The organism is Neisseria macacae ATCC 33926 (genome assembly GCF_022749495.1).
GTDB lineage: Bacteria > Pseudomonadota > Gammaproteobacteria > Burkholderiales > Neisseriaceae > Neisseria > Neisseria macacae.
This window is the reverse complement of the sequence record NZ_CP094241.1, coordinates 1,478,347-1,504,035: the sequence shown is the minus strand read 5'-3', so window position 1 is coordinate 1,504,035 and position 25,689 is coordinate 1,478,347. Positions and strand designations below refer to the sequence as shown.

General features: G+C 51.3%; 18 protein-coding genes and 2 pseudogenes. 9 read left to right on the top strand and 11 right to left on the bottom strand.

The window, feature by feature from the left end; genetic code table 11:
• Positions 1-31: 31 nt before the first annotated feature.
• Positions 32-739: a 7-cyano-7-deazaguanine/7-aminomethyl-7-deazaguanine transporter gene (locus MON40_RS07240; RefSeq protein WP_003778819.1), complete on the bottom strand. Its 708-nt coding sequence runs from the start codon at positions 737-739 to the stop codon at positions 32-34.
• 48 nt (positions 740-787) lie between these two features.
• Between MON40_RS07240 and MON40_RS07235 the strand changes: the two are divergent.
• Positions 788-1,201, top strand: a pseudogene (locus tag MON40_RS07235) (EamA family transporter); the annotation flags it as partial.
• Between the two features lie 147 nt (positions 1,202-1,348).
• On the opposite strand, the pseudogene MON40_RS07230 reads toward MON40_RS07235, so the two are convergent.
• Positions 1,349-1,504, bottom strand: a pseudogene (locus MON40_RS07230) (IS5/IS1182 family transposase); the annotation flags it as partial.
• A 1,579-nt stretch (positions 1,505-3,083) separates the two neighbouring features.
• Here MON40_RS07230 and MON40_RS07225 point away from each other — a divergent pair.
• From MON40_RS07225 to MON40_RS07215, 3 genes are all read left to right on the top strand, one after another.
• The gene (locus tag MON40_RS07225) at positions 3,084-4,313 is read left to right on the top strand and encodes an ATP-binding protein (protein WP_003778812.1); all 1,230 of its coding nucleotides are present in this window, start codon (positions 3,084-3,086) and stop codon (positions 4,311-4,313) included.
• Positions 4,314-4,346: 33 nt separating this feature from the next.
• Positions 4,347-5,195, top strand: a complete 849-nt coding sequence (locus tag MON40_RS07220; protein ID WP_003778810.1) for a hypothetical protein — start codon at positions 4,347-4,349, stop codon at positions 5,193-5,195.
• A gap of 112 nt (positions 5,196-5,307) precedes the next feature.
• Entirely contained in the window at positions 5,308-5,967 is a 660-nt protein-coding gene (locus MON40_RS07215) for a hypothetical protein (RefSeq protein ID WP_003778809.1), read from the top strand.
• A 267-nt stretch (positions 5,968-6,234) separates the two neighbouring features.
• Here MON40_RS07215 and MON40_RS07210 read toward each other — a convergent pair whose 3' ends face one another.
• Positions 6,235-8,877, bottom strand: a complete 2,643-nt coding sequence (locus MON40_RS07210) for a PAAR-like domain-containing protein (protein ID WP_242925835.1) — start codon at positions 8,875-8,877, stop codon at positions 6,235-6,237.
• Positions 8,878-8,957: 80 nt separating this feature from the next.
• The gene (locus MON40_RS07205) at positions 8,958-9,209 is read right to left on the bottom strand and encodes a hypothetical protein (RefSeq protein ID WP_147612010.1); all 252 of its coding nucleotides are present in this window, start codon (positions 9,207-9,209) and stop codon (positions 8,958-8,960) included.
• 372 nt (positions 9,210-9,581) lie between these two features.
• On the opposite strand from MON40_RS07205, the gene MON40_RS07200 reads away from it, so the two are divergent.
• Complete coding sequence (locus MON40_RS07200; RefSeq protein WP_242925834.1) at positions 9,582-11,975, top strand: DUF6531 domain-containing protein; 2,394 nt, start codon at positions 9,582-9,584, stop codon at positions 11,973-11,975.
• A gap of 217 nt (positions 11,976-12,192) precedes the next feature.
• On the opposite strand, the gene MON40_RS07195 is transcribed toward MON40_RS07200, so the two are convergent.
• The 6 genes from MON40_RS07195 to rep all read right to left on the bottom strand — a co-directional run bounded on the left by MON40_RS07195 (position 12,193) and on the right by rep (position 20,398).
• Positions 12,193-14,100: an ATP-binding cassette domain-containing protein gene (locus MON40_RS07195; RefSeq protein WP_242925833.1), complete on the bottom strand. Its 1,908-nt coding sequence runs from the start codon at positions 14,098-14,100 to the stop codon at positions 12,193-12,195.
• A gap of 226 nt (positions 14,101-14,326) precedes the next feature.
• Entirely contained in the window at positions 14,327-14,641 is a 315-nt protein-coding gene (locus MON40_RS07190) for a hypothetical protein (protein ID WP_003778796.1), read from the bottom strand.
• Between the two features lie 50 nt (positions 14,642-14,691).
• Positions 14,692-15,261, bottom strand: coding sequence for an RNA 2'-phosphotransferase (locus MON40_RS07185; RefSeq protein WP_003778787.1), 570 nt, complete (start codon positions 15,259-15,261; stop codon positions 14,692-14,694).
• A gap of 61 nt (positions 15,262-15,322) precedes the next feature.
• The gene (trpE, locus tag MON40_RS07180) at positions 15,323-16,798 is read right to left on the bottom strand and encodes an anthranilate synthase component I (RefSeq protein WP_003778785.1); all 1,476 of its coding nucleotides are present in this window, start codon (positions 16,796-16,798) and stop codon (positions 15,323-15,325) included.
• A gap of 162 nt (positions 16,799-16,960) precedes the next feature.
• Complete coding sequence (locus MON40_RS07175; protein ID WP_003778783.1) at positions 16,961-17,374, bottom strand: hypothetical protein; 414 nt, start codon at positions 17,372-17,374, stop codon at positions 16,961-16,963.
• 1,023 nt (positions 17,375-18,397) lie between these two features.
• Positions 18,398-20,398: a DNA helicase Rep gene (gene rep / locus MON40_RS07170; RefSeq protein ID WP_242925832.1), complete on the bottom strand. Its 2,001-nt coding sequence runs from the start codon at positions 20,396-20,398 to the stop codon at positions 18,398-18,400.
• A 174-nt stretch (positions 20,399-20,572) separates the two neighbouring features.
• On the opposite strand from rep, the gene cysT reads away from it, so the two are divergent.
• The 4 genes from cysT (at position 20,573) to MON40_RS07150 (ending at position 24,312) form a co-directional block, all read left to right on the top strand.
• Positions 20,573-21,409: a sulfate ABC transporter permease subunit CysT gene (gene cysT / locus MON40_RS07165; protein WP_003759178.1), complete on the top strand. Its 837-nt coding sequence runs from the start codon at positions 20,573-20,575 to the stop codon at positions 21,407-21,409.
• Between the two features lie 262 nt (positions 21,410-21,671).
• On the top strand, positions 21,672-22,532 hold the full coding sequence (gene cysW, locus MON40_RS07160; RefSeq protein ID WP_003743550.1) for a sulfate ABC transporter permease subunit CysW: 861 nt from the start codon (positions 21,672-21,674) through the stop codon (positions 22,530-22,532).
• Positions 22,529-23,602, top strand: a complete 1,074-nt coding sequence (locus MON40_RS07155) for a sulfate/molybdate ABC transporter ATP-binding protein (RefSeq protein WP_003778776.1) — start codon at positions 22,529-22,531, stop codon at positions 23,600-23,602. Before cysW ends, MON40_RS07155 begins: the two co-directional genes overlap by 4 nt.
• Before the next feature lie 185 nt (positions 23,603-23,787).
• Positions 23,788-24,312 (top strand): CPCC family cysteine-rich protein, encoded by a 525-nt coding sequence (locus MON40_RS07150; protein WP_003778774.1) that lies wholly within the window; start codon positions 23,788-23,790, stop codon positions 24,310-24,312.
• A 133-nt stretch (positions 24,313-24,445) separates the two neighbouring features.
• On the opposite strand, the gene MON40_RS07145 is transcribed toward MON40_RS07150, so the two are convergent.
• A complete protein-coding gene (locus MON40_RS07145; RefSeq protein WP_003778773.1) occupies positions 24,446-25,564 on the bottom strand; it encodes a hypothetical protein in 1,119 nt (372 codons plus the stop codon).
• Positions 25,565-25,689 lie beyond the last annotated feature (125 nt).

Below are 25,689 nucleotides of genomic sequence, written 5' to 3'. Positions count from 1 at the left end.
TTTATCCATCCCGTCAGAAACACCCGCCCCTTCACAAATGTTCTTCTGCAAGGGCGGCGGTCTGCCTTATGTCTTCCTCCTGCAATGTGGTTAGTCTGCCGGTTAGAATTTTCAACAATACCCCATAGGCGGGCAGGAAAAACAGGGTGCAAACAGCCAGTTTGAACAGATAATCAACAAAGGCGATATGCGGCCAATTGGCAGCCATAAATTTGTCGCCGCTGCCGGCAAAGGCTATGCCGAAAAAAAGTAAAGTGTCGATTGCATTGCCGGCAAACATTGATGAAAAAGGGGCAATCCACCACGATTTCAGGCGGCGCAGCCGGTTGAACACGAAAATATCCAATATCTGTCCGACCGCATAAGCCGAAAAACTGGCGACGGCGATACGGAACACAGACGGTATGAATACGGCCAAAGAGGCAAAACCGACCCATGTGCCGTTTTGGAACAAGACGGATAATGCGTAAGACAGCGCCAGAGCGGGAAACATGACGAAAAATACTATCCTCCGCGCCAGCCGCTGCCCGAAAATCCGAACGGTCAAATCGGTAGCCAAAAAGATAAACGGAAAGGTCAGCGCGCCCCAAGTGGAATGTACTTCAAATCCGTTGGGCAGGGTTACGGTGAAGGGGAATTGCACCAAATAATTGCTTGAGGCAATAATGAGCATATGGAACAATACCAGCCAAAACAGCGCATGCCGTTGCTGGGCATAAGAGAAGCCGTTGTCTTGCATAGGAATCCTTGATTTTTGTTTAAATATTTGAAATTAGAAGGCGGTAAAATGGAAAATACTTGGTTTTATTGGGCATTGGCTTCTGCTTTCTTTGCCGCTTTGACGGCTGTTTTTGCCAAAGCCGGCTTGCAGGACATCGATTCGGATTTTGCCACCTTTATCCGCACATTGGTTATTTTGGCTGCCTTGGCGGCATTTTTGAGTTATGCGGGCAAATGGCAGGGCGTGACCGATTTTTCCGCGCGCAATTGGACGTTCCTGATATTGTCGGGTTTGGCCACAGGCGCATCTTGGCTGGCTTATTTTAAGGCCTTGCAGATGGGCGAGGCCTCAAAGGTCGCGCCTGTGGATAAATTCAGTATCGTGCTGGTGGCGTTATTCGCAGTGGTGTTGAAGGAATGGCCGTCTTCCCAGGAATGGCTGGGCATTGGGCTGATTGCCGCCGGCGTGCTGACTTTGGCCGAGACCTTTGCAAAAAAGCACTTCCCCCGACAGCTGAAACCCAAACACAGGTTTTCGGCTGTTTTCGCCCCAAATCACTCCTAATTTTACCCAAATACCCCCTTAATCCTCCCCGGATACCTCATAATAAGGCATCCGGACCGCCTTTTAGGCGGCAACAGGCACACTTAGCCTGTTGGCGGCTTTCAACAGGTTCAAACACATCACCTTCAGATGGCTTTGCGCACTCACTTTAATCAGACCAAAATAGGCTGCCCGGGCATAGCGGAATTTACGGTGCAACGTACCAAAGCTTTGTTCGATTGCTGTCATTTGAAGAGAAAAAGTAGTAAGGTAAACAAAACTTGGTAGCCGGTACAGAAAAATTCCAGCCATGGTTTGCCAGGCCGGTGTACTAGGGTTCGTGTTGGAAAAATTTTTACTCAAGTTTGGGCCACATTTATTTTTTTTCACGAAGTGTTCTACTACGGTCTGCATAAAAATAAAAAGATGAAGGACTGGTCTGCAAAGAATTATTTATCATTGGAGGAATGAGACTCTGAAAAATATGAGCGATATATGAAGATTTCGGAAAAATTTTTCTTGGGAGGTAAAACTTTTATTGTTTTGCCTCCCGAATTTTTTGAAATTATAGATTTGGGAAAAGTGGAGCTATGATATGTCCTAGAGATTGCTTTTTTTGTTTAAAGCGCATACTTATATTTATATATACTATATAAGTACCTATTATAAGAATATATATATCATATATAGTATATATACATCGGTGATTTTGGAAATTTTGGCTGACTTTTCCCATAGGGTTTGACACGATGGTCATCGGATTGTCGAGACGGAATTCGGTAAGACGCCCGTCGGCATACTCCGAGTTCGGTCGTCAACCGAACGAGGGCGAAGCTGATTTTATGTTATCGGGTTCGGCTCGACAGCCTTCGGGTTGGTAGGTGGGTTGATGACAAAAAGGGAAATAGTCGAGTATGCCAATATGGAGATGTATGCAAACTGGCGGATGGAGCGTTAGTTATGTCTGCCGAAGCAATAAATTCATCCTACGCTGTACCAATGATCAATGGGGTTAACCAAACCAACCCAAGAGCAGATTCGCGAGATGTATCTGTCCACCCAATAATAAAAAGGCCACCCAATCAGGGTGGCTTGTTTATTGGCTGGCGATTTGGTTAATATTGGTTCCACCAATAATTATCAGGATTGTAGTTGGGATTCTAGGATACCGATGATGTTTTAGAAGGGCGGGGCTGAATATCTCTGGTTGAATGTAGATAGGTTATGGAAAGGATGTTTGATGCCTTGCACCTCCTTCATGAGCGCATTGATATCACTACGGGTAGAACACAGTATCCGTTGCTGTTCTGTTGAGCGTACTTGAAGTAGGGAGGCCTGCGTACTGTGCTCCATGAGCTCCCCCCCCTTAGTGCCATCTGAACCCCGTCAAAAACCCTCTGCAGCTGCGAAAGAGCATGTTCTGGTTTCAGCAGTGGTTCGGATGTGCCTTTGTCGGTCAGCTTGCCTAACTGGAAAGAGCGGTTCTTTTTTTAGTCGGGTTAGCGTATCTGTAAGCATCCTCAGCTACTTCCTGTTATGCTCGCTGATCGCTTAATGCTGTTAACTCTTCACGCACCTTTTGTACCGCCAGAGAATCTACCGTGTTATCTAGCCCGGTCTCTATTGTTGATTACCTGCCTAACAGCCAGAATGAGCGGCGCATCACGCCCGAGGACTATGTACGCCAGTATAACAAGGAGTGTATATAGCGGCTGTTTCGCGGTGTGGCCTACGGCATCATTACCATACAAAATAAGATGTATTGCGCAAAAATACAGTTTAAATTAAGATTCTGTCTTAAGTTAAACTGGATTTTGTTATGTATTACCCACGTCACCTGCAATCCGTCCTGCAAAAGCTGTCCGCCCAATTTCCCGCCGTATTGCTGACCGGTGCGCGGCAGGTCGGTAAATCTACGCTGCTTCAGCACATTGCGCCCGAATACGGATACCTTACCTTAGACGATCCCTTGCTGCTCGACCAAGCCAAAAACGAGCCGCAACTGTTTTTATTGAACCACACGCCGCCGCTGATTGTGGACGAAGTCCAATATGCCCCCGAGCTGTTCCCCCTGCTGAAAATGGATATAGACCGGCGCAAGCAGAACGGCCTGTACCTGCTGTCCGGTTCTCAGGCTTTTGAGTTGATGCAAAATGTCAGCGAAAGCCTGGCCGGGCGCATTGCGGTATTGAAATTAAACGGATTGTCGTGGCGCGAAATGCGCGGCGATGATTTTCAGACGGCCTTTGTGCCGGACGAAGGCTATTTGGCTGACCGGAAACCGGTATTCAGTTTGCCCGAACACGAAAATATCTGGCAGATTATCCACCGCGGCGATATGCCGCGCTTATACGAGCAACCCGCAACCGACTGGCAGGTTTACTATGCCTCGTATGTCGCCACCTATATCGAACGCGACGTGCGCCAATTGGTCAATGTAGGCAGCAGCGGCGATTTCACTCGGTTCATGATTGCTATTGCCGCCCGCAGCGGGGAATTATTGAATTACAGCAGCGTGGCCCAGGAAATCGGTGTATCGGTGGATACCGTCAAGCGTTGGCTCACCGTGCTGCAAACATCGGGCATCGTCTATCTGCTGCAACCCTATGGCAACAACCACCTTAAACGCGCCATCAAAACCCCGAAAGTCTATATGCTGAACACCGGCCTGATGGCCTACCTGACCAAATGGCTGACGCCGGAAACCATTCAAAACGGAGCCAAGAGCGGGCAGTTTTTTGAAACTTTTGTCGTGGGCGAAATCATCAAATCCTTCCACAACCAAGGCCAAGAACCGCCGATTTATTTTTACCGCGACACCAATCAAAAAGAAATCGACCTACTGATCGAACACCAGCAGATGCTGTACCCCGTTGAAATCAAAGCCACCGCCAATCCCAATAAAAAAATGGCCGCCGCTTTCAACCTGCTGCGCAACACGCTGCCGGCAAACGAATTGGGCATCGCCCACGGCACGATCATCAACCAGTACCCGCAAAAAATCTGGTTGGCGGAGAATTTGGTTGCCGTGCCTGCGGCCTATGTTTGAGGCTACCTGAAACCGCCCTTCAAGGAATGAACCATGCCCAACACCCCCGCCAACCCCATCCCATCCGAACATTTCCACGACGGCGCCCTTATCTCCTGCAAGCTCACCGACTGGACCTTCACGCGCTACCACACGCCCGGCAAATCCGAGTATGCCGTGGTGTACGGCACAGTCGCCCAAGATGGTTCGGGACGCTTTGCCGCAGGCGGCCGAATCCGCACCTCGCCCGTTACCCTATGGGCTGCACCGCTGGCACATACGCACAACTCGGTGTACTGCCTGCTGGAAGGTGCAGGCTGCTTTTGCGACCTGCCTGCAACCTTGCAGCCTGCCATAGACAGTTTGGGTATTGACCCTGCAGAAGCGGCCGTTATCCTGCAAAACACCTTCATGCAGCCTGCACATGCCTTGCCTGAAACCGCCTGTTTCGGCGTTCCGGTGATGCGGCCGGTAGGGCAGAGAGATTTTCCGGTCATCATGGAACATCACATCGCTGCATTACCGTTCTACCCGTTTTGGCGGGACAGCAGCATCGGTTCCGCCCAAAGCCTGATAGACGGGCAAGCCACCGTTTTTCTGCATGATTGGAACGCGTTCTGCCGCCGATTTGTCCGTACCGGCAGACACCGCGGCCAAACCGGCCTCATAGGTGACAAAGTCGCAGACGGTCAATACAGCTATTTCGGCTTGCCGATTGTGCATACGCCAGAACAGGATAATGCCCCTGCCGTATCGGAAGCCGACATCGCCAAACTTCCGTTTTACACCTATTGGCGCACCACTTGCGCTTCCGATGTATACCCGTTGGCAGACGGCACGCACGTTGTGCACCTTACCGACTGGGAAGCCTTCTGCCGACGGTTGGTATTGACCGGCAGATAGGTGGGCAAAAAAGTGCAGGCTGCTTTTTATCGCCCCAACCCTGTTTCAGACGGCCTCTAAAGCAGCCTGCACCTTATTTTTCATTGTCAGATCACCCGAAACCGAGTATCCCATGTCCCAAACCTATTTCACCGCCGACTGGCACTTCTCCCATCCCAACATCGCCCGATACTGCCCGCAATTCCGCCTACAAAGCGATAACACCAACGAGCTGAACGAATACCTGATCGACTGCTGGAACCGCGTCGTTACCCCGCAAGACACTGTGTACAACCTCGGCGATGTCTGCTTTGCCAAAAATCCCGCACACATCGAAGCCGTGCTGCAACGGCTTAACGGTCAACACCATTTGATTTACGGTAACCACGACTACCTAATTCGGCAAAACGAAGCACATTTCCTCAACACACGCAAAGCCGACGGTCATCCGTTGCTCTCGTCCGCCAGCCATTACCTGCGGCTCAAACTGCCCGAAATCGGCAATACCGCGATTTTGTGCCACTATCCCTTATACGAATGGGACGGCATCCACCACGGCCTATACCACCTCTACGGCCATCTGCACGACCGCATGGCTGCCGTCAAAGGACGCGCCCTCAATGTCGGCTGGGATATGCACGGCCGTTTCCTGACCGCACAGGATATTGACAGCTTCCTGCGCGACCTCCCCGCCGTGCAGTATTTCGACGACAAGCAAAACGTTATCGTTGGTAACAGTACGGAAGATGCAGCTGCAAAAATTCGGGCGAGATTGGCGGCATTGAATGAATGAGCTTTTATTTTTAGAAATGAATTTTCAGGTAGCCTTGAATGGTGTAGGCTACCTGAAAAACAACCGGCAAAACAAAAGGACGGGTTTTCAATCCCTCCTTTCCGCATCAGCAATACCGCCAAGTGTCCTGCATAAAATGAATGATCTCGTTTAACGGTACAGGCGAAAGCGTAAACAGCTTGTCCCCTTTCTTCTGCTCCACTTCCAAAATCAACATACAGCCTTCCGACAATTTTCCCTGTCCGTCAAATTCCAATTCTTTAATTTTTACCGACCGGGTGATGCCGTTATCCGCGAAGTTGTTTTGGTATGCCTCGCCCGTGTGCCCGTAAAAATGGTAGGTAAACGCCAGCTGGTCCAACACACTGGCGATCTCTTCCGCGCCGTAACCTCTTTGGCTGTCGGCAAACCGTTTCGGGCGTTCTCTTCTTTGGACGGCACCTTCCATTGGTGCTGGGCGATAAGCTGGCCGTTTTCGTTGTAGTCGAAGCAGGTGATGCTGTGGCGGTTGGCGGCGCGGACGAGATTGCCGTCCAAGTCGTAGCCGTAAACGGTTTCCTGAACCTTGTCGTTGTCGCGGGCGAGGGCGTGGATTAAGCGTCCCAATATATCGCGTTTGAACTCGGTAATCCGCAGCGGGGTTTGGCTGTCGAGGTCGTCTGAAAGCGTGGCGGCGTCTTTTTTGGGGACGGGCTGTCCGCCCAGCTGCGCCATCAGTTTGGCGGCTAGGGAGGCGTCGTCGCCGAATTCGCGCTGCTCGACCAGCTCGTTGCCGGCGTTGTAGCGGTAGCCGGTGAGCTTATGGTCGAAGCCGCTTTCGGCAATCAGGCGGTCGAGGACGTCGTAGGCAAAGCGGTAGCGCGCACCGTTTTCATTGGTGAGGCCGACTAAGCGGCGGGCTTTGTCGTAGTGGTAGCCGAAGGTATGGCCCAAGGCATTGGTGCGTCGGGTCGGCAGACCGTCTTGGCCGTATTCGTAGGAAGTGGTATAGCCTTCGCCGTCGGTATGGGTTTTCAGACGACCCGCGGCATCGTAGCCGAAGGTCTCTTTGCTGCCGTCGGGATAGCGGGCGAGGGTGAGGTTTTGGTCGGCGTCGTAATGGTATTCGGTGTACTGTCCCAGCGCATCGGTTATACGCGCCAGCTGTCCTTCGGGGGTGTAGGCCAGTTTGGTTTCGTAACCGGAGCAGTCGGTAATGAGGTCGGGCTGGCGGTTTTCATTATAGTGATAGGCGGTACTGCTGCCGTTCGGATCGGTTACCGACAGCAACAGACCGTTGCCGGCGTATTCGAAACGGGTGGTATGCTTCAGCGGGTCGGTATGGGTCAGCAGATTGCCCGCTTCGTCGTAGGTATAGCCGTCATAACGGCCTTCCGCATCGCTTTTACGGATCAGACGGTAGCAGTCGTCATAGTCGAAATGCAGGATGGCGTCGTCGGGGCGGACGATGGTTTCAACCTGCCCCTCGTTGCTGTACTGATAACGGGTAACGCGCCCCATCGCATCGGTGTGGCTGAGCAGACGGCCCAAACCGTCGCGCTCCATCAACACAGCGCTGCCGTCGGCAAACACCCGCTTGGTCAACTCGTTGTTGTAATCGTAATGATATTGCTCGGTACGGCCCAACACGTCGGTTACCTCGGTATAACCGTCGTGATAGGTAAAACGCCATTCCTCGCCCAAGGAGGTCCAGTTGCGCAACACCTTGCCGGTCGGGGTGTAATGGTCGTATTCGTATTCCGATACCAATCCGGCCGCATCCGTGTGCGACACCATCAGATTGTTTTTATAGCCGAAGCTGCGTTTGACGTTGCCGTCGCGGCCGATGACGCGGACCAAGTCGCCGCTGCCGTTGTATTCGTAGCGGACCAGCGGACTGCCGACCCGGACCGCTTCGCCGAAGGCGGGCAAACCCTCCAGCAGCGATACCGACAGCAGCCGCATTTTGGGCGACTGTTCATCCGCCACATTGCCGAAGTTCAGCGAGAACACCCGGCCGTTGCCGTCGATGACGTACTGCGGCAGACCGGTCAGCGGATGATAGACGAAACGCTGATGGTTGCCGTTGGCGTCTTCCACCGCCACCAGCGGGAAGAAGGTGGAATCTTCGTCCGAACCGTCTTCCGCCACCACCAAAGGCGCAAAACGCAGCGCTATCGAACCGTCCAGCGACGCAATGACATAATGCCCGTCCGGATTTTTACTGAACCAAATCTGTTCGCTCTCGAACAATACCGGTTCCTCATCGTCTTCATCGACTTCCGGCAGCGGGAACAAACGGCCATGATCGTCGATATAGGCCAATCCCGCCGCATCGCGGATGATGCGTTGGCAGCCCGGTACGCTCCAGCCCTCGCCGAGCCAGCCGGTACCGTCTTGGTCGGAATAATAGCTGCGGCTCCAAACCAGCGGCAGGATGCCTTCAAAAGCAAAGTCGGTTTCACTCTCCAAAAACTTCAGCCCGTGTATCGGATTGACCGGGCGGCCGGCAGCGGCGGCGGCTTTGCAGGAAATACAGGGTTTGGGCGGCAGTTTCTTCTTGAACTTGTTGTTCATGTGGAACATATCGCCGGCGCGTATGATGTGGCGCTTGCGGATTTTAACCGAAGAAGAATGCATCATCGGCCAGGCGGGTTTGGTGGCGGTACGGGAAAGTATGCCCTTGCGGCCCGGAAGGGCGGGTTCGTCACCGGTAGTGCGGTTGGTTTTACTGGCCTTGAAGACGAAGGCGGGCTTGCGGTTGAGGCGGACGTCTTTGGCGACGGTTTTGGCATTGCCCAAGTCGGCGAAGAGCGGGAAGGGGATGGGTGGTGTGATAGGAGGAGCGGGAGGAGGTGCCCAGCAGAAATCGGGGAGGGTACAGATTACATAGAAGTCGCTGTCTTTACGGGCGATTTTATTGAATGCCATGGCGGCTTGCTCCTGTTGGGGATGGGGTCGTCTGAAAATTTTTCAGACGACCTTACGGGGGCGTTAGAGCTTGGGAAAGTCTATGTGTTGTACTTAGTATCTCTAATATTCATATTCATATTCCCTGGTGAAATACCTTCTTCTGATTCTACAAAAAGTTCTTCATTCTCTACTTTCTTTTTTGAAAAAGGTGTTTGGCATAAGGGAGGGTGTAATTTTAAGTAATAATTGATGGGTGATAAACCTAATTTATTAGTTTGTAAAGGGTCAGCATTTTTCTGAATTAATAAATCAATTAAATCTAGTTGAAAGTAGGTTTCTATTTGCCGCATAAATAACAACCACTTAAAATAAAATTAACAAAAATAAAGTTACTTAAGTTATTGATTATAATCTTATCTCAGACATATCCAAAATATGCCTACTTTGCGAATACTTTACCATAAATTTGATTTATGCATTGATATTTTTTACATATCAAAAAATAGGTGAAGTAAGCATTTTATGATATTATTGTATTTACAAAACGTTATTTATTCTTAACGTCTTAAGATACACTGTGTTTACAGTTTCTTATTTGTATAATTTTGTTGCAATGCCATTCTAAAACAGTCATAATTATTTTGACTTAGTTTCTCAAGTTTCTCAAATATTTCAGTTTTTCATTTCAAAAATAAAAGAATCTCGACGGAGAGAGTAAGCGCATGGCCTCTTTCGGTAACACTTTCGGTGTTCTCATCCCCAAACCTGAAGCACCAGCCATGGTGTCTCAAGGTTCTGCCAATCCACCTGAGCCGCTGACCAATGCAGCCGGACCGGTTGATGTGATAGAGATGGTTGCCGATGTCGCTTCCACTGCCCTTTCCATAGTTGCGCCTGATTCTGCTGCAGCCGATGCAGTTGATGCCATATCCGAACTGGTTTCCCTTGCGTCCATGATACCCGGTCAGCCGGGTCCCAAACCGCCTTCCCGTAAAATGGTTAGCGGTTTTAGCGGCGGCATGGGCATGGGCTTTGACGGCGGGGTGGTTACCTCGGGTCATGGGCACTGTATTCCTTGTAAGGTAGCTGCTGCCACAAATGTTGGTAACCCCGTAAACGCAGTGCTCGGTATCAAAGTCCTATTTGACGATACCGAGACCGACTTTGCCTTCGATTCCCCACTTCCCCTTGTTTGGCAGCGCAGCTACTATTCCGACCAAATAGGCAACGGCTGGCTGGGACAAGGTTGGTCGCTGCCGTTCTCCATGCGTCTTGTCCGGACTGCCGACGGTTTCCTTTATATTGATGAGCAGGGCAGGGAAATTTCGTTGCCGGATATCAGCGACGAAGCGGACAAGCCTTATTCCGCGGCCGACGAAGATGAAGACGATTTATATGAAGAAGAGGCTGCCCCAAGACCTGCTTCCGCCGAAGAAGATCCCTACGGTCTGGATGACGCCTATTTCGATCCTTACGAACAAATCTTCTTTTCACAGATTTCAGACGACCTCTACCAAATAGCCTCCCCCGACGGCGGCGCACGGCTGCTGTTCGCCGAAGTCGATTCCGGCTGCGGCATTTTCCAACTGGTCGCCCAACTCGACCGCAACGGCCGCCATATCCGCCTTTGTTACGATGACAACGGGCTGCCGCACAGCATTTACGACGGCAGCGGCCGACACTTCCAACCCGTATTCTCCTCCATCCAACTGAACGACAACGATCCCGACTTCGACCCTGCCGGAGAACGGGACGTCTTCGTTTCCGAAGACGAGCGTTTCTACGTCAACCGCCTCACCTCCGTCACCTTCAACGGCAAGGAACTGGTGCGCTACGACTACGACGGCTACGGCGATTTGACCGCCGTTTACGGACGCGACGGCAAAAAACTGCGCGGTTTCGCCTACCGCAACCACATCATGGTCGAACACAGCCAGCCCGACGGACTGGTGTCCCGCTACGAATACGACCGTTACGACACCGACGGCAAAGTGCTCAAGAGCAGCAACAACCTCGGCGAAGAATGGACGTTCGACTACCGCAAAGACCATACCGTCGTTACCGACGCATTGGGGCGGACGGAAGTGTACGGTTTCGACGAAAACCGCGAACTCGTCTACCGCATCGACGCCGACGGACAGCGCAGCGACAGCGAACGCGACAGCTACGGCCGCATTACCGTAGAACGCGATCCCCTCGGACGCGAAACCCGCTATCTTTACGATACCGAAGGCAACGTCATCGCCATTACCGCGCCGGACGGCAGCAGCACCCAAATCGACTACCACGAAACCCTCAACCTGCCGGTTGCCGTCAACGATCCCGCAGGCAGGATTACCGCCTACGATTACGACGGACGCGGCAACCTCGTCAGTATCACCGACCCCGCCGGTTACACCACCAGCTACGGCTACAACGCCCGATGGCTGCCCGAAACCGTTACCGACGCCTTAGGCAAAACCCGACGCCTACACTACGACACCCTCGACCAACTCGTCTGCTTTACCGACTGTACCGGCGAAACCACCCGCTTCGGTTACACCGAATACGGCGATCTCGAAACCGTTACCGATGCGCTGGGCCATACCACCCGCCACCACTACGATGCAGCGGGCAACCCCGTCCGTACCGACTATCCCGACGGCAGTCACGAAACCTTCGAATACGACCGCCTCAACCGTCTGACCGCCCACATCGACGGACTCGGTGCCAAAACCGCCTACGAGCTCGCGGTGGACGGACTGCCGCTCAAACGCACCAACGCGCTGGGCCATACCTTCGCCTACGCCTACGACAAAGCCCGCCGTCTGACCGTCCTCACCAACGAAAACGGCGAAACCTATCGTCTCGATTACGACCGAACCGACAACCTGATCCAAGAAACCGGCTGGGACGGCAAAATCACCGCCTACGGCTACGACGCCGCCGGACAACTGGTCCAACAGACCGAATACGGCCAAAGCAATCATGAAGGCCGTCTGAAAGAGCGTCCCGAGACTTGGCACCGAGCGGTTTGTTTTTTTGTATTGGTTGGTTTGAGTATTAATGGGAATACCCTCGTTGGGTTTGGCACAAATTGTGGCACAAATTGTGGCACAAATGACCGCAGCCAGTAGTATATGAACAGATAAAAAACGCCCTAAGTCAAGGGCGTTTGTCTATACACATACTACTGGTTACGGGCTAGGTGGGTTCGATTCCCCCCCGCCTCCACCAAGTCTAATTTTCAGTTTTATTTTATAACGTATAAAAGCCTTGAAATATAACAATTTCAAGGCTTTTTGTTATCTCATTGCTGATGTTTAAAGCAAACAGGAATCTACTATCGACAAATCAAACTGCTTCACCGTTCTGCTTTGCCTCCAAAAGCTCCCAGCGTTCCAATTTTTCCAAAAGCAGCGTTTCGATTTCTTCGGCGCGGTTTTGCAATGCCCCGGCTTTCTCATAATCTTTGAAGATTTCAGGATCGGAAAGCTGCACGTTGATTGCCGCCTGTTCGGTTTCCAAGGCGGCGATTTCGTCGGGTAGGGCGTCGAGTTCGCGCTGTTCTTTGTAGGAAAGTTTGACCGTGCGGTTGGCTTTGGGTTTGGCTTTTTCCGGTTCTGCGGTTGTTTTGGGGGGCGAGGTCGTCTGAATTTTCTCTTCGCGTGATTTTGCGTCAATGTAGTCCTGATAGCCGCCGATGTATTCTTTCAGACGACCTTGTCCCTCGAAAACAATGCTTTGGGTAATTACATTGTCGAGGAACATACGGTCGTGCGAGACGAGGAATACCGTGCCTTGGTAATCGCGCAGCAGGTCTTCGAGCAGCTCTTGGGTGTCGATGTCTAGGTCGTTGGTCGGTTCGTCCAAGACCAGGATATTGGCGGGGCGGGTGAAGAGTTTTGCCAGCAGGAGGCGGTTGCGTTCGCCACCGGAGAGCGATGAGACGGGGCTTTGCGCGCGGGCAGGGTGGAACAGGAAATCTTCCAGATAGCTCATAACGTGTTTTTTCTTGCCGCCGACTTCGACGTAATCATTACCTTGACCAAGTGTGTAAAACACGGTGTCGTTTTCGTTCAACGCGCTGCGGAACTGGTCGAAATAGGCGACTTCCTGCTTGCTGCCGATGCGGATTCTGCCGAAGGTCGGCTGCAATTCGCCCAGAATCAGCTTGAGGAAGGTGGTTTTGCCGATACCGTTGGGGCCGATTAAGCCGATTTTATCGCCGCGCTGCAAGATGGCGGAAAATTTGTCCATGATGACTTTGTCGCCATAGGCAAACGAGGCGTGTTCCAGCTCGGCGATGATTTTGCCGCTTTTCTCGCCGCTGTCGAGTTTGAAGTTGACCTGTCCTTGTACGTTGCGGCGTTCGGCACGCTGGCGGCGCAGTTCTTCCAAACGGCGCACGCGTCCTTCGTTGCGGGTGCGGCGCGCTTCGATGCCTTTGCGTATCCATGCTTCTTCTTGAGCATGAAATTTGTCAAATAAGCGGTTATGTTCCGCCTCGACTGCCAACTCTTGCGCTTTTTTCTCGCTGTATTTGGAGAACGAGCCGGGATAGGAGCGCAGAATGCCGCGGTCGAGTTCGACAATGCGCGTAGCAATGTTGTCCAGAAAACGGCGGTCGTGGGTAATCACGACCAGGCTGCCTTCAAACGCTTTGAGCAGGTTTTCCAGCCAGATAATCGCGTCGATGTCCAAATGGTTGGTCGGTTCGTCCAGCAGCAATACGTCGGGCTTCTGCACCCAAGCCTGCGCCAAGGCGACGCGCTTTTTCTGCCCGCCGGAGAGGTTGCCGATTTTTTCATTTTCCGGCAAGCCGAGTTCGCCCAAAGTCTGCTTCACCGCCGCATCCAGCTTCCAACCGTCCTTCGCTTCGATTTCAAGCTGCAATTCGTTGAGTTCTTTCAATAAAACGTCGTCTGAATTGTGTTCCAAATCATGGCTGACGCGGTAGTAACGGCGCAGTAGGTCGCGGATTTCGCCCAAGCCTTCGGCGACGGTGTCGAATACGGTGGCTTCCTTATCAAAAAACGATTCCTGCGGCACATAAACGATTTTGAGGTTGTTTTGAACGATAATCTGCCCGTCGTCGAGTTTCTGCACGCCGGCGAGGATTTTCAGAAACGAAGACTTACCCGCGCCGTTGCGGCCGATTAAGCCGATTTTCTCGCCGCTGTCGAGTTGGAAGGAAGTTTTGTCGAGCAGGGCAACATGACCGACGGCAAAGGAAGCGTTTTCTACGGATAAGATGTTCATAAGGAAATAGGGAAAAATAAAATCAAGTCGTGTATTTTAACTGATTTTAGAAAGCTCTGTGATGGGTACGAAGAGAGATGGATAGAACTAAATAATATTGAGAAACTTGAATCAATCGATATAATTTAACATAATATACATTATGCGAACTAATGTGGCAGATAATAAGTTACTCACAAACAAAATCCGCCCCTTATTTTTACAGGCGGATTTTTCCAAGTGTGAACTATTTAATTTTATGCATGCGTTTGTCTGTATAGACACACAGTACCCCGCTATTGTTGTAGATGACTTGATGATTGGTATCGCAGAAAAATGCTGACAATTCGATAGGAACTTTTTCACTACCCCATGTTTGTGGTGAAAGGAATATAAGTTTGCCCGGCGTACATTTTTGAATTTCATCTTTATTGATTTTGCTCACCACACAAACATCACTTTGATCGATATTTGTATCAGAATTTGTATCGGACTTCATTTTGTCACAACCAGCAACCAGTACAGTCAAAGCCGTCAAAATTAGAATCGAAGATTTCCTCATATCTATTTACTCCTCAATTATTTGGATTTATAAAAAAACTCAAACTAAATTCACAACTTGGCAATAAACTTCGCCGGAACGTTTTCAGTCAGCCAAACGCCGTTATCTGCGAGGTAAAACTGATGACCGTCAGCGAGCATGGCGGCGGTGTCGATGGTCAATACGACGGGTTTGCCATGTCGGGAACCGACTTTGATTGCAGTTTCAATATCTGCCGAAAGATGGACGAAATGGCGTGAACCTGCATGCAATCCCTGACCAAATATCGACTGCACCGATTTTTCCGCTGTACCGTGATATAGGATATCAGGCGGTGTCGTTGCGCAATATTGGATTTCAACCTGTTTTGTGGAATGCCCTTGCGCGGCACGAATACGCTTACCGTCTTCTGATATGGTAAACCGTTTTTTATCATTGTTTTCAACGACTTCCATTAAATTATCGTACGTCAATGCAACGCCGGTAAAGTTGTGCTTGGGGTGATTTGCTTGTGCCAGCAGGATATCAATATCCACCCAGCCGTTTTTGTCCAAAGTAATTCCGATCTGTTCGGGTCTGTGACGCAAGATCAGGCTAAGGAATTTGCTGACGGATTTTTGTTGTTTTTCATTTAATAGCATTGGTGTTTTTCTTTCTTTTAAGTATTTTCAGACGACCCTCTCTACAAAGGTCGTCTGAAATTTATTTATCCAACCCTTCCTGCACCATCTGCGCAGCGCGTACCACTGCTCGGGCTTTGTTCTGCGTTTCCTGCCATTCGGAGGTCGGGTCGGAGTCGGCGACGATACCTGCGCCGCTTTGGACGTATAGCATGTTGTTTTTCACTACGGCGGTACGGATGGCGATTGCCAAATCCATGTCATTGTTGAAGCCCCATACGCCGACGGCGCCGCCGTAGATGCCGCGTTTGCTTGGTTCGACTTCTTCGATGATTTCCATGGCGCGGACTTTGGGTGCGCCGGAGAGTGTGCCGGCGGGGAAAGTGGCGGCGAGGATGTCCATGTTGGTAATGCCCTCTTTCAGACGACCTTCGACGTTGGAAACGATGTGCATCACGTGGGAGTATTTTTCAATCACCATTTTGTCGGTTACTTTGACTTCGCCTGTTTTGCTGATGCGGCCGACGTCGTTGCGTCCTAAATCGATAAGCATGACGTGTTCGGCGATTTCTTTGGCGTCGCTTAATAAGTCCTGTTCATTGGCAAGGTCTTCGGCGGGGGTTTTGCCGCGCAGGCGCGTGCCGGCGATGGGGCGGACGATGACGTCGTTGCGTTCGCGGCGGACAAGGATTTCGGGCGAGGAACCGACGATGTGGAAATCGCCGAAATCGTAGTAGAAGAGATAAGGCGAAGGGTTGAGCGTGCGCAAGGCGCGGTAGAGGGCGAGCGGGCTGTCGGTGAATTCCATGCTCATGCGCTGGCTGGGGACGACCTGCATACAGTCGCCTGCGAAGATGTAGTCTTTGATTTTGTTGACGCAGGCTTTGAACGGTTCTTCGCCGAACTCGCTGACGGCTTCGGTGTGTTTGCTGCCGAGCGAGAGCGGGATGGCGCAGCTTTGGCGCAACTGGGTGCGGATGTCTTCGAGGCGTTCGCGGGCGCGTTCGTAGCCGTCGGGCTGCGCCGGATCGGCGTAAACGATGAGGTGGATTTTGCCGCTCAAATTGTCGATAACCGCCAATTCTTGCGACAGCATCAGCAAGATGTCGGGCGTACCGAGCGGGTCGGCTTTGGCGGTGTTTTTCAGGCGGTGGGCGAAGTGTTCGAAATTGTAGATGGTTTCGTAACCGAAGTAGCCGACCAGTCCGCCGGTAAAGCGCGGCAGGCTTGGGATTTCGGGCGTTTTGAAGCGGTTGTGGAAGGCTTCGATAAAGGGCAGCGGATTGCCGTCGTGTTGTTCGACGATTTCGCCGTTTTGGTAAACATCGACGTGTTTGCCGCTGACTTTGAGATAGTGGCGGCAAGGCAGGCCGATAAAGGAATAGCGGCCGAAACGTTCGCCGCCGACAACGGATTCGAGCAGGTAGGTATAGGGGCGGTTGGCGAGTTTGAGATAGAGGGAAAGCGGCGTATCCAGGTCGGCAAGGAGTTCTTGAACGAGCGGGATGCGGTTGTAGCCTTGGGCGGCTTGGGCTTGGTATTCTTGTTTGCTGATCATTTCTATTCCGTTTGTCGGGTACTTTTCAGACGACCTTATCCGAGTAAAAACCGGTTGAATTATCCGAAAAGTATAGCAGTTTATCGATGGTGTTGACAGTATGCGGGTCGTCTGAAAAAGCAAAACGCCGTTTGCTATCAACGGCGTTTTAGGCTGGGGATATCAGGCATTTGGCGTAGCGGTATGGCGTTTTTTAGCCTGTTTCCATTTGTATGCGTAGCCGAGTACGACCGGAATCAGCGACAGGATGAATTTGAAGGTCCAGCTTGCATACCATGGTCTGTTCAGGATAATCGCCTCCCCTCCGGAAGCGGGAACCACGATGTCTTTGATGGCGAACCAATCCAAATATGGCCACCAACACATTACCAAGCTGCCTAAAAACAGCGGCCAGATATTACGGCTCAAATTAATCTGCCACAGGCGGAAGCATACGCCTGCCCATACCAGCGTCAGGCCGGTAATCAGGAAGATGGTGTAAGTATCGGCGCCGAGAAAGGCGGCGATGAAATAAGTCAGCACCACCCAAATGACGGCAAGGACAAGGACGATGATTTCTTCAGGACGTTTGAACATTTCAGCGCTTCTCCAAAGCAATGTCGCATCATACGGTTTAGGGCGGGCTGACGATTGGCGGCGCGGGAATCTTTAGGGATAACATATAAAACGTCGCTTCCGCACCAGTCAGCCTGCCTGAAAGTCTGTTCAGGCGATACTATACCCGAAACGAAATAGTTTGAATATGCTACTTATTGCTAGGACGGGCGTTTCAGACGACCCTCAAATCGTTGAAAAAGGTCGTCTGAAAACCGATATCCTGAGATGCCCTTAAAGCCATTTTCAGACGACCTCTTTAAGACCTTGAAAATACGCATGACGCAAAAACGGCCTTGATGGGATGAATCATCAAGGCCGTTTGAGTTTTATCCCCGACTAGTGGGGTAAGTCTTCCGACTTAGATGATGCGTGGGATATTGAAATCAGAAATAGTCTTAATCCCCGATTAGTGGGGCAAGTCTTCCGACCTCAATACTGTCCCTGATGCCCGTGTGTGGATCCTGTCTTAATCCCCGATTCGTGGGGCAAGTCTTCCGACTGAAGATGCAGCTCATGAGGAAGCGAAAGAATCGTCTTAATCCCCGATTAGTGGGGCAAGTCTTCCGACTGCACGCAGTCAAAAAAAATCATTATTTTCAATCTTCTATACAGTTAAGAAAGGTTAGTATTTTTCCTTAACCAACAAAGACATTATTTAATAAAATCTTAACTGAAAAGAGCAGCCGAAAGACAGACTTTTCGCTATCCGTCGGAAAACTTGTAATGCGGATTATAGCCATGTATTTTACATTCGACAACGCTGCTTTTGAATTATTGAGGCTGATACAGATTTGTTGTTCTTTCAGGCTGACAGGAGGAATCCGGAACACTTCAAATTATAGTGGATTAAATTTAAACCGGTACGGCGTTGCCTCGCCTTGCCGTACTATCTGTACTGTCTGCGGCTTCGTCGCCTTGTCCTGATTTAAATTTAATCCACTATAAAGAAGAGTACCATGTGCAACCTATTTCAGACGACCTTTTGCTGGCCTATCTCTCGTTTCAGCCTTTCCCTTTCGCCGCCAACATATCCAGCATCCCCGCCAGATGGCTTCTGCCCTCTTCCTTGCTCACAATCGGCTCGCCGCCTTTGCGCCCTAAAATCTTGATGTCTTCCTGCGGCATTTCGTCTATGAAGCGGCTGGGTTCGGGGAACTGCCATGTGCCTTGTTTTTTGCGTTTGACGCAGTGGGTCAGCGTAAGCTGGCGTTTGGCGCGGGTGATGCCGACGTACATCAGGCGGCGTTCTTCTTCAACGTTGTCTTCTTCGATGCTGTCGTTGTGCGGCAGGATGCCCTCTTCGCAGCCGACAAGGAAGACGTAGGGGTATTCCAAGCCTTTGGAGGCGTGTAGGGTCGAGAGTTTGACGGCATCGACTTCTTCTTCGCTTTTGCCTTCCAAGAGTGTCATTAAGGCGACGGTTTGGGCAAGTTCGATGATGTTTTTGCCGTCTTGCTCGCCTTTGCGCTCTAGCCAGCCGGTCAGGTCGCTGACGTTGCGCCATTTGATTTCGCCGGCTTTGCCCTCTTCGTTGGCAAGCAGGTGGTTTTCGTAGTCGATTTCTTTGAGCAGGCCGTTGATGAGTTCCCCAGCTTCACTGGTTTCCGCTTTGGCGCGGTAGCTGCCGAACATATCCATAAAGGCTTGCAGGTGTTGGCGGTTGGTATTGTTCAGCAAGGCAAGGGCTTCTTCGGTTTGTGCGGCTTCATACAGGCTGCATTCGTGTTCGTGCGCGTAGGTGTTGAGCTTGCCCAGTGTAACGTCGCCGATGCCGCGTTTGGGTGTGGTTACGGCGCGCAGGAAGGCGGGATCGTCGTTGGGATTGGCAAGCAGGCGCAAATAGGACAAAACGTCTTTGATTTCGGCCTTGTCGAAAAAGCTTTGTCCGCCGGAGAGTTGGTAGGGAACGCGCGCGCTGCGCAAGGCTTCTTCAAAAATCCGCGCCTGATGGTTGCCGCGGTATAACACGGCGAAATCGGCGTATTGGGTTTTGTCGCCGCCGACCAGCTTCTGCTTGACGATTTGGCTGACAACCCAGTCGGCTTCGTGTTGCTCGTTTTGGCAGGCAACGACTTTGACGATTTCGCCTTCGCCGAACTGCGACCAAAGTTTTTTGGTGAACAGCTTGGGGTTGTTTTCGATCACTTTGTTGGCGATTTTGAGAATCCGCGCGGTGGAGCGGTAGTTTTGCTCCAGCTTGATGATTTTCATCTGCGGATAGTCTTCCTGCATTTTTCGCAGGTTTTCCATGTTCGCGCCGCGCCATGCGTAGATGGACTGGTCGTCGTCGCCGACGGCGGTAAACATGCCTTCCGCGCCGGTCAAGAGTTTCATCAGGGTGAATTGGCAGGTATTGGTGTCCTGACATTCGTCAACCAACAGATAACGCAGCCGCCGCTGCCATTTGTTTCGTACCTCGCTGTTTTGCTGCAACAGCACGGCGGGCAGGCGGATCAAGTCGTCGAAGTCCACCGCCTGATAGCTTTGCAAGGTTTCCTGATAGCTCGCATACACGCGCGCGATTTGTTCTTCCCAAGCGTTGGAGGTCGTCTGAAGTACGTCTTCGGGCGTTTTCAAGTCGTTTTTCCACAGGGAAATCTGATGCTGCGCCTTGAATAAGGCTTCTTTTCCCGTGCCGCCCAAAAGTTCGCCGATGATTTTCGCGCTGTCGGTGGAATCGAGGATGGAGAAGTTTTTTTTGTAACCGATATGGTTCGCCTCTTCGCGCAGAATCTTCATGCCCAAAGAGTGGAACGTGCAAATCGTCAGCCCGCGCGTTTGCGACTTGGGCAGCATTTTGGCGACGCGCTCCTGCATTTCCGTGGCGGCTTTGTTGGTGAAGGTAATCGCGGCGACGGTATGCGGCAGATAGCCGACGTTGACAATCAAATGTTTGATTTTTTGCGTAATCACGCCGGTTTTGCCGCTGCCGGCGCCGGCGAGCACGAGCAGAGGCCCGCCGAGGTATTTGACGGCGGCTTGTTGTTGGGGGTTGAGTTTCATGGGGAATGCAGACGAACCAAAAAGAGGCGCAGATTATAACAGGTCGTCTGAAAGCCCCAAACGGCAATCCGACATATATAACAAAATCATCTTTGCAACAAACAAACCATTCTTTCCGTTTTTCAGACGACCCCGTTAAAGTGGCAGCATCTTCTTTTTCCCTTCCGAGCGACCATGTTATTACTCAAAACGCCCAGCGTACTGCCCGGCTTCAAAATCAGCCTCGGCCTGACCGTATTGTGCCTGTCGCTTCTGGTGGTTTTGCCGTTTGCGATGATGGCGGCGAAGGCGGCGGAAATCGGCTGGGGCGGCTTTTGGAACACGATTGCCGAGCCGAACGTGTTGGCGGCGGTGTGGCTGAGTTTACGGATGTCGTTTTATGCGATGCTGACCAATGTCGTGTTCGGCACGCTGGTGGCTTGGGTGTTGGTGCGTTATGAATTTCCGCTCAAGGGGCTGGTGAACGCGCTGGTCGATTTGCCGTTTGCGCTGCCGACGGCGGTTACGGGCATCGCGTTGGCGACCCTATATGCACCCAACGGTTGGATCGGCCGATTTTTCGAGCCTTTGGGCATCAAAATCGCGTTTACGCCCGTCGGCATTTGGATTGCGCTGGTCGTCGTCAGCCTGCCTTTTATCGTCCGCGCCGTGCAGCCGGTATTGGAGGAATTGTCGGGCGAATATGAGGAAGCGGCGGCGACTTTGGGGGCAAACCGCTTCACGACGTTCCGCCGCGTGCTGCTGCCGGAAATCACGCCGGCGCTCTTAACCGGCGCGGGCATGATGTTCGCGCGGGCAACGGGGGAATACGGCTCGGTGATTTTTATCGCGGGCAACATTCCGATGGTTTCCGAAATCCTGCCGCTGATTATTACGGGTAAGCTAGAACAGTTCGACGTACAGGGCGCATCGGCGGTGGCGTTGTTTATGCTGCTGGTTTCGTTTGTGATTCTGTTTGCGTTAAATGTGATGCAGTGGGCGTTGAGCAGGCGTTCGGGAGCGAAGGGTTGAGGGGTCGTCTGAAAACCTGAACTACGCTGTTGCCGTCATTCCCGCGCAGGCGGGAATCCATTGGTGAATTTCGGCTGCCTTATTTATTTTCTGTTTTCCTGTTGCCCTGTGGTGGATTCCCGCCTGCGCGGGAATGACGGTAGCTAGACGTTTTTATTCCCTTAATCAATAAAAGGTCGTCTGAAAACGAATCCGCCCCACGAAAACGGTTTTTTCAGACGACCTCCAAACATCTTAAAACCAACCAGAGAACACCACCGCCATGAAACCCTATTCCGCCAATCCCAACCTGACCGAACCGCGCTGGCTGCGCGTGCTGCTGACCGCCGTCGCGCTGGGGTTCCTGCTGCTGATGCTGGTCGTACCGCTTGTCGCCGTGTTTTACGAGGCGCTGAAAGGCGGTTGGGATTTGTACCTGCAATCCCTTACCGACCCCGAAGCGTGGGCGGCGATCAAGCTCACCCTGATTACTGCCGCGGTGGTCGTTCCCGTCAATGCCGTCTTGGGCGTGGCGATGGCGTGGCTGCTGACCCGTTTCGACTTCCGCGGCAAGCAGTTGCTGACCACCCTGCTCGATTTGCCGTTTTCCGTATCACCCGTGGTGGCCGGTTTGATGTTCGTCTTATTGTTCGGCGCGCACACGGCATTGGGCGGCTGGCTGGAAGCGCAAGGCATACAGATTATCTTCGCCATCCCCGGCATTATTCTGGCGACGCTGTTCGTTACCTTTCCCTTTGTCGCGCGCGAAATCATCCCGCTGATGCAGGCGCAGGGCGACAGCGAAGAACAGGCCGCGCTGATACTCGGTGCAAGCGGCTGGCAGATGTTTTGGCGCGTTACCCTGCCCAACATCAAATGGGCGCTGCTCTACGGCATTATCCTTACCAACGCCCGCGCGATGGGCGAGTTCGGCGCGGTCAGCGTGGTATCGGGACACATACGCGGCGAAACCAACACCATCCCGCTTTTGGTCGAAATCTTCTACAACGAATACAACTTCACCGGCGCATTCGCCCTCTCCGGCGTATTGGCACTTTTAGCACTGGCGACGCTGGCGGTGCAGAACATCATCACAAAATTACAAGATAAAAAACTCGCCGCCGCCGAAAGGAACGCAGCATGAGCATCACCATCCAAAACCTAAACAAACACTTCGGCAATTTCCACGCGCTGAAAAACATCAACCTCAACGTCCCCACCGGCAAACTCGTTTCCCTACTCGGCCCTTCCGGCTGCGGCAAAACCACGCTCCTGCGCATCATCGCCGGACTGGAAAACGCCGACGGCGGCAACATCCTCTTTGACGGGCAAGACGTAACCGCCAAGCATGTGCGCGAGCGCAAAGTCGGTTTCGTGTTCCAACACTACGCCCTCTTCCGCCACATGAACGTGTTTGACAACGTCGCCTTCGGTTTGACCGTATTGCCCAAGTCCGAACGCCCGTCCAAAGAACAAATCCGCGCCAAAGTCGAAGAATTGCTCAAACTCGTACAACTCTCCCACCTCGCCAAATCCTATCCGCACCAGCTCTCCGGCGGGCAACGCCAACGCATCGCCCTCGCCCGCGCCCTCGCGGTTGAACCCAAACTCCTGCTCCTGGACGAACCCTTCGGCGCGCTGGATGCCAAAGTCCGCAAAGAATTGCGCACTTGGCTGCGCGACATCCATCACAACCTAGGCGTAACCAGCATTCTGGTGACGCACGACCAAGAAGAAGCCCTTGAAGTTTCCGACGAAATCGTCGTCATGAACCACGGCAAAATCGAACAAACCGGCAGCGCCGAAGCCATTTACCGCAAACCCGAAAACGCCTTCGTTACCGAGTTCCTCGGCGAAACCGACGCATTTGAAGGCAGAATCGAAAAAGGCATCTGGCACTACAACGGCTTCGCGTGGAAATTGGACGCGCAATACAAATGGCAGGAACAAACCGCCACCGGCTACATCCGCCCGCACGAATGGCAGCTTGCCGCCGAACACGAAACCCCGATGATCCGCGCCGAAATCGAAAAAATCCACGCCGTCGGCGCACTGACGCACGTTTTGGTGAAACACGGCAAACAGGACGTACACATCACGCTCGCAGGCAGCGACGCCTCGCGGCTGGATTTGTCCGCCGGGCGGGAATTGGCATTGGTACCGAAACAGGTTTATGTGTTCTCGCAGAACGAGTTGATTGAATATTCGATTTGATGGAGGAGAAAAGCAAAAGGTCGTCTGAAAACAGGTTTTCAGACGACCTTTTGTACATGAGTTTTAATTTGGTTAAATCCCAAAAACTGTAAAGCCGTCTTATCCGTTTATAATGGTTTAAGCAGAAGGATAAGTAAAGTTCGTTTGAAGAACGATATGCAAACCTCAGTATTTAAGGTTTTATTATGACTAGAAAAGAAGCCATAAAATTTTTATCTGAGTATCAGATTAATGCAATATCTAAGTCAGAAAAGATGAATATTCTTTTAGATTTTTGGTATTCCTACGAGTCTGACCCTGAATATTTGAATAAAGAACTTATAAGTTACTTGAGTACACATGATTTTGATGATATAGAATTTTATAGTGATTTTTTTGATCCTGTAGTTATCTTAGGTTTGAAACATAAAAATTCGATTTTAAATAATAAGTTTTTAGCGAAGAATGTAAGTATCATTCGATCTGCAGAAATAAAAGTCGTTGGAGATGAGATAGATCAAAAAGTAAAATGCCCATGCTGTTATTTCTATACTTTATCTAGTAAATCGAACTATGATGTTTGTGCTATTTGTTATTGGGAAGATGACGGTAGTCATGAAGAGCAATATTCTGTGGCTAATCAAAATAGTTTATCTGCATATAGAAAAAATTTTTTCCTGAAACAAGATAAAACTCAACTAGAGGAAAAATATATTTTTAGTAAGCCATAGCCTGTAAGGTACGTACAGAGCAATATATGCCGATAGATCGTTTGAAATAACTTTCAGACGACCAAAACAAAAAAAAACAGGCAGGTTTTCCCTGCCTGTTTTTTCGTTTCTACAAAACCTTTATCCAAACGGCTTAGAATTTGTATTCCACCTGACCGCGCAAGACGTTGACGTCTTGTCTGCTTGAGCCGGCAGTCGGGGTAACTTGTTTACCCGCCAAGTAAAAGCCTGACACTTTCCAGTTTTTCCAAGGAACGTAGGTCGCGCCGACTTGTACGCCTTGTACGTTTTTGCTGTAGTCTTGTACGGAAGATACGCCCGAAAGTGCGCCGACGCGGCGGTAGTTCAGGAAGACGTCGTAGGAATTGCGGACTTTCCAGTCGGCGAGTTTGTAGCGGACTTCGGTGAACACGCCGTCGTTTTTGATTTTTTGTCCTGCGTCGTTATAGGCTTTGATGTTGGACTTGCTGACTGCCGCCATCCAACGCCAATCGTCGTTGAATTTGACATCCGCGCCGATTTCGCCGAAGACGGCGTTTTTCTTCGCGCCGCGCACGTCTATGTCTTTCATGTAGCTGACGGTTGCGCCGACGTTGATGTTTTCGTTAATCGGCAGGCTGCTTTGAATGGCGGCGAAGTGTTTGCGGCGGCCGCCTATGCCCCATACGTTGTCGTTGAGGCTGCCGGTACGGCGGCCAGCATAGATTTTGGTGGGTAGGGTTTTGTTGTCAAAGAAGATTTCTCCGCCGGTTACTTCCGTATCCCAGACACGGCCGTAGGAAGAGAATGCGCCGAATTTACCGACGCGGGCTTTGATGCCTTCGGTAATCGAGCCTTCAGCATACAGTTTGTTTACGGGAACATCATGGTCGCCGTTGAATTTGCCGGTTTTCAAGTCGATGTTGGGTTCGATTTGGGTCACCAGTTTCCAGTCTTTATAAAGTTTGGCGCGCAACCAGAATTCGGCGTTGAAATTGGTATTGGAGGCGTCGGGCGTGGGATTGGTGCTGCTGTTGTTGGCATTGATGTCTTTGGTGTCGGCACGGACGCGGAATGTGCCGTTTACGGTCAGCAAATCGTTGAAAATACTGATTTTGTCTTCGTCTTTGCGGATGACGCTGCCCGAATTGACGTAATCGCTCGTCGTTGCCAATGCGGCGGCATCGCGCTCTACGCTAGCGGTTTCTGCAAATGCGGTGGGTAATGCCGCCAAGGCAGCGCATACAACGGCAAAGTTTTTTTGGATGTTCATGCCAATCTCCGATTGAAGGGTAAAAGGTATTTTTAACAAAAATTCCTAATCAATATTTGTTAGAAATTTACTAATTTTTGTAATCGAACGGCTGTAATCCTATGAAAGACGGCACAAACCGTCAA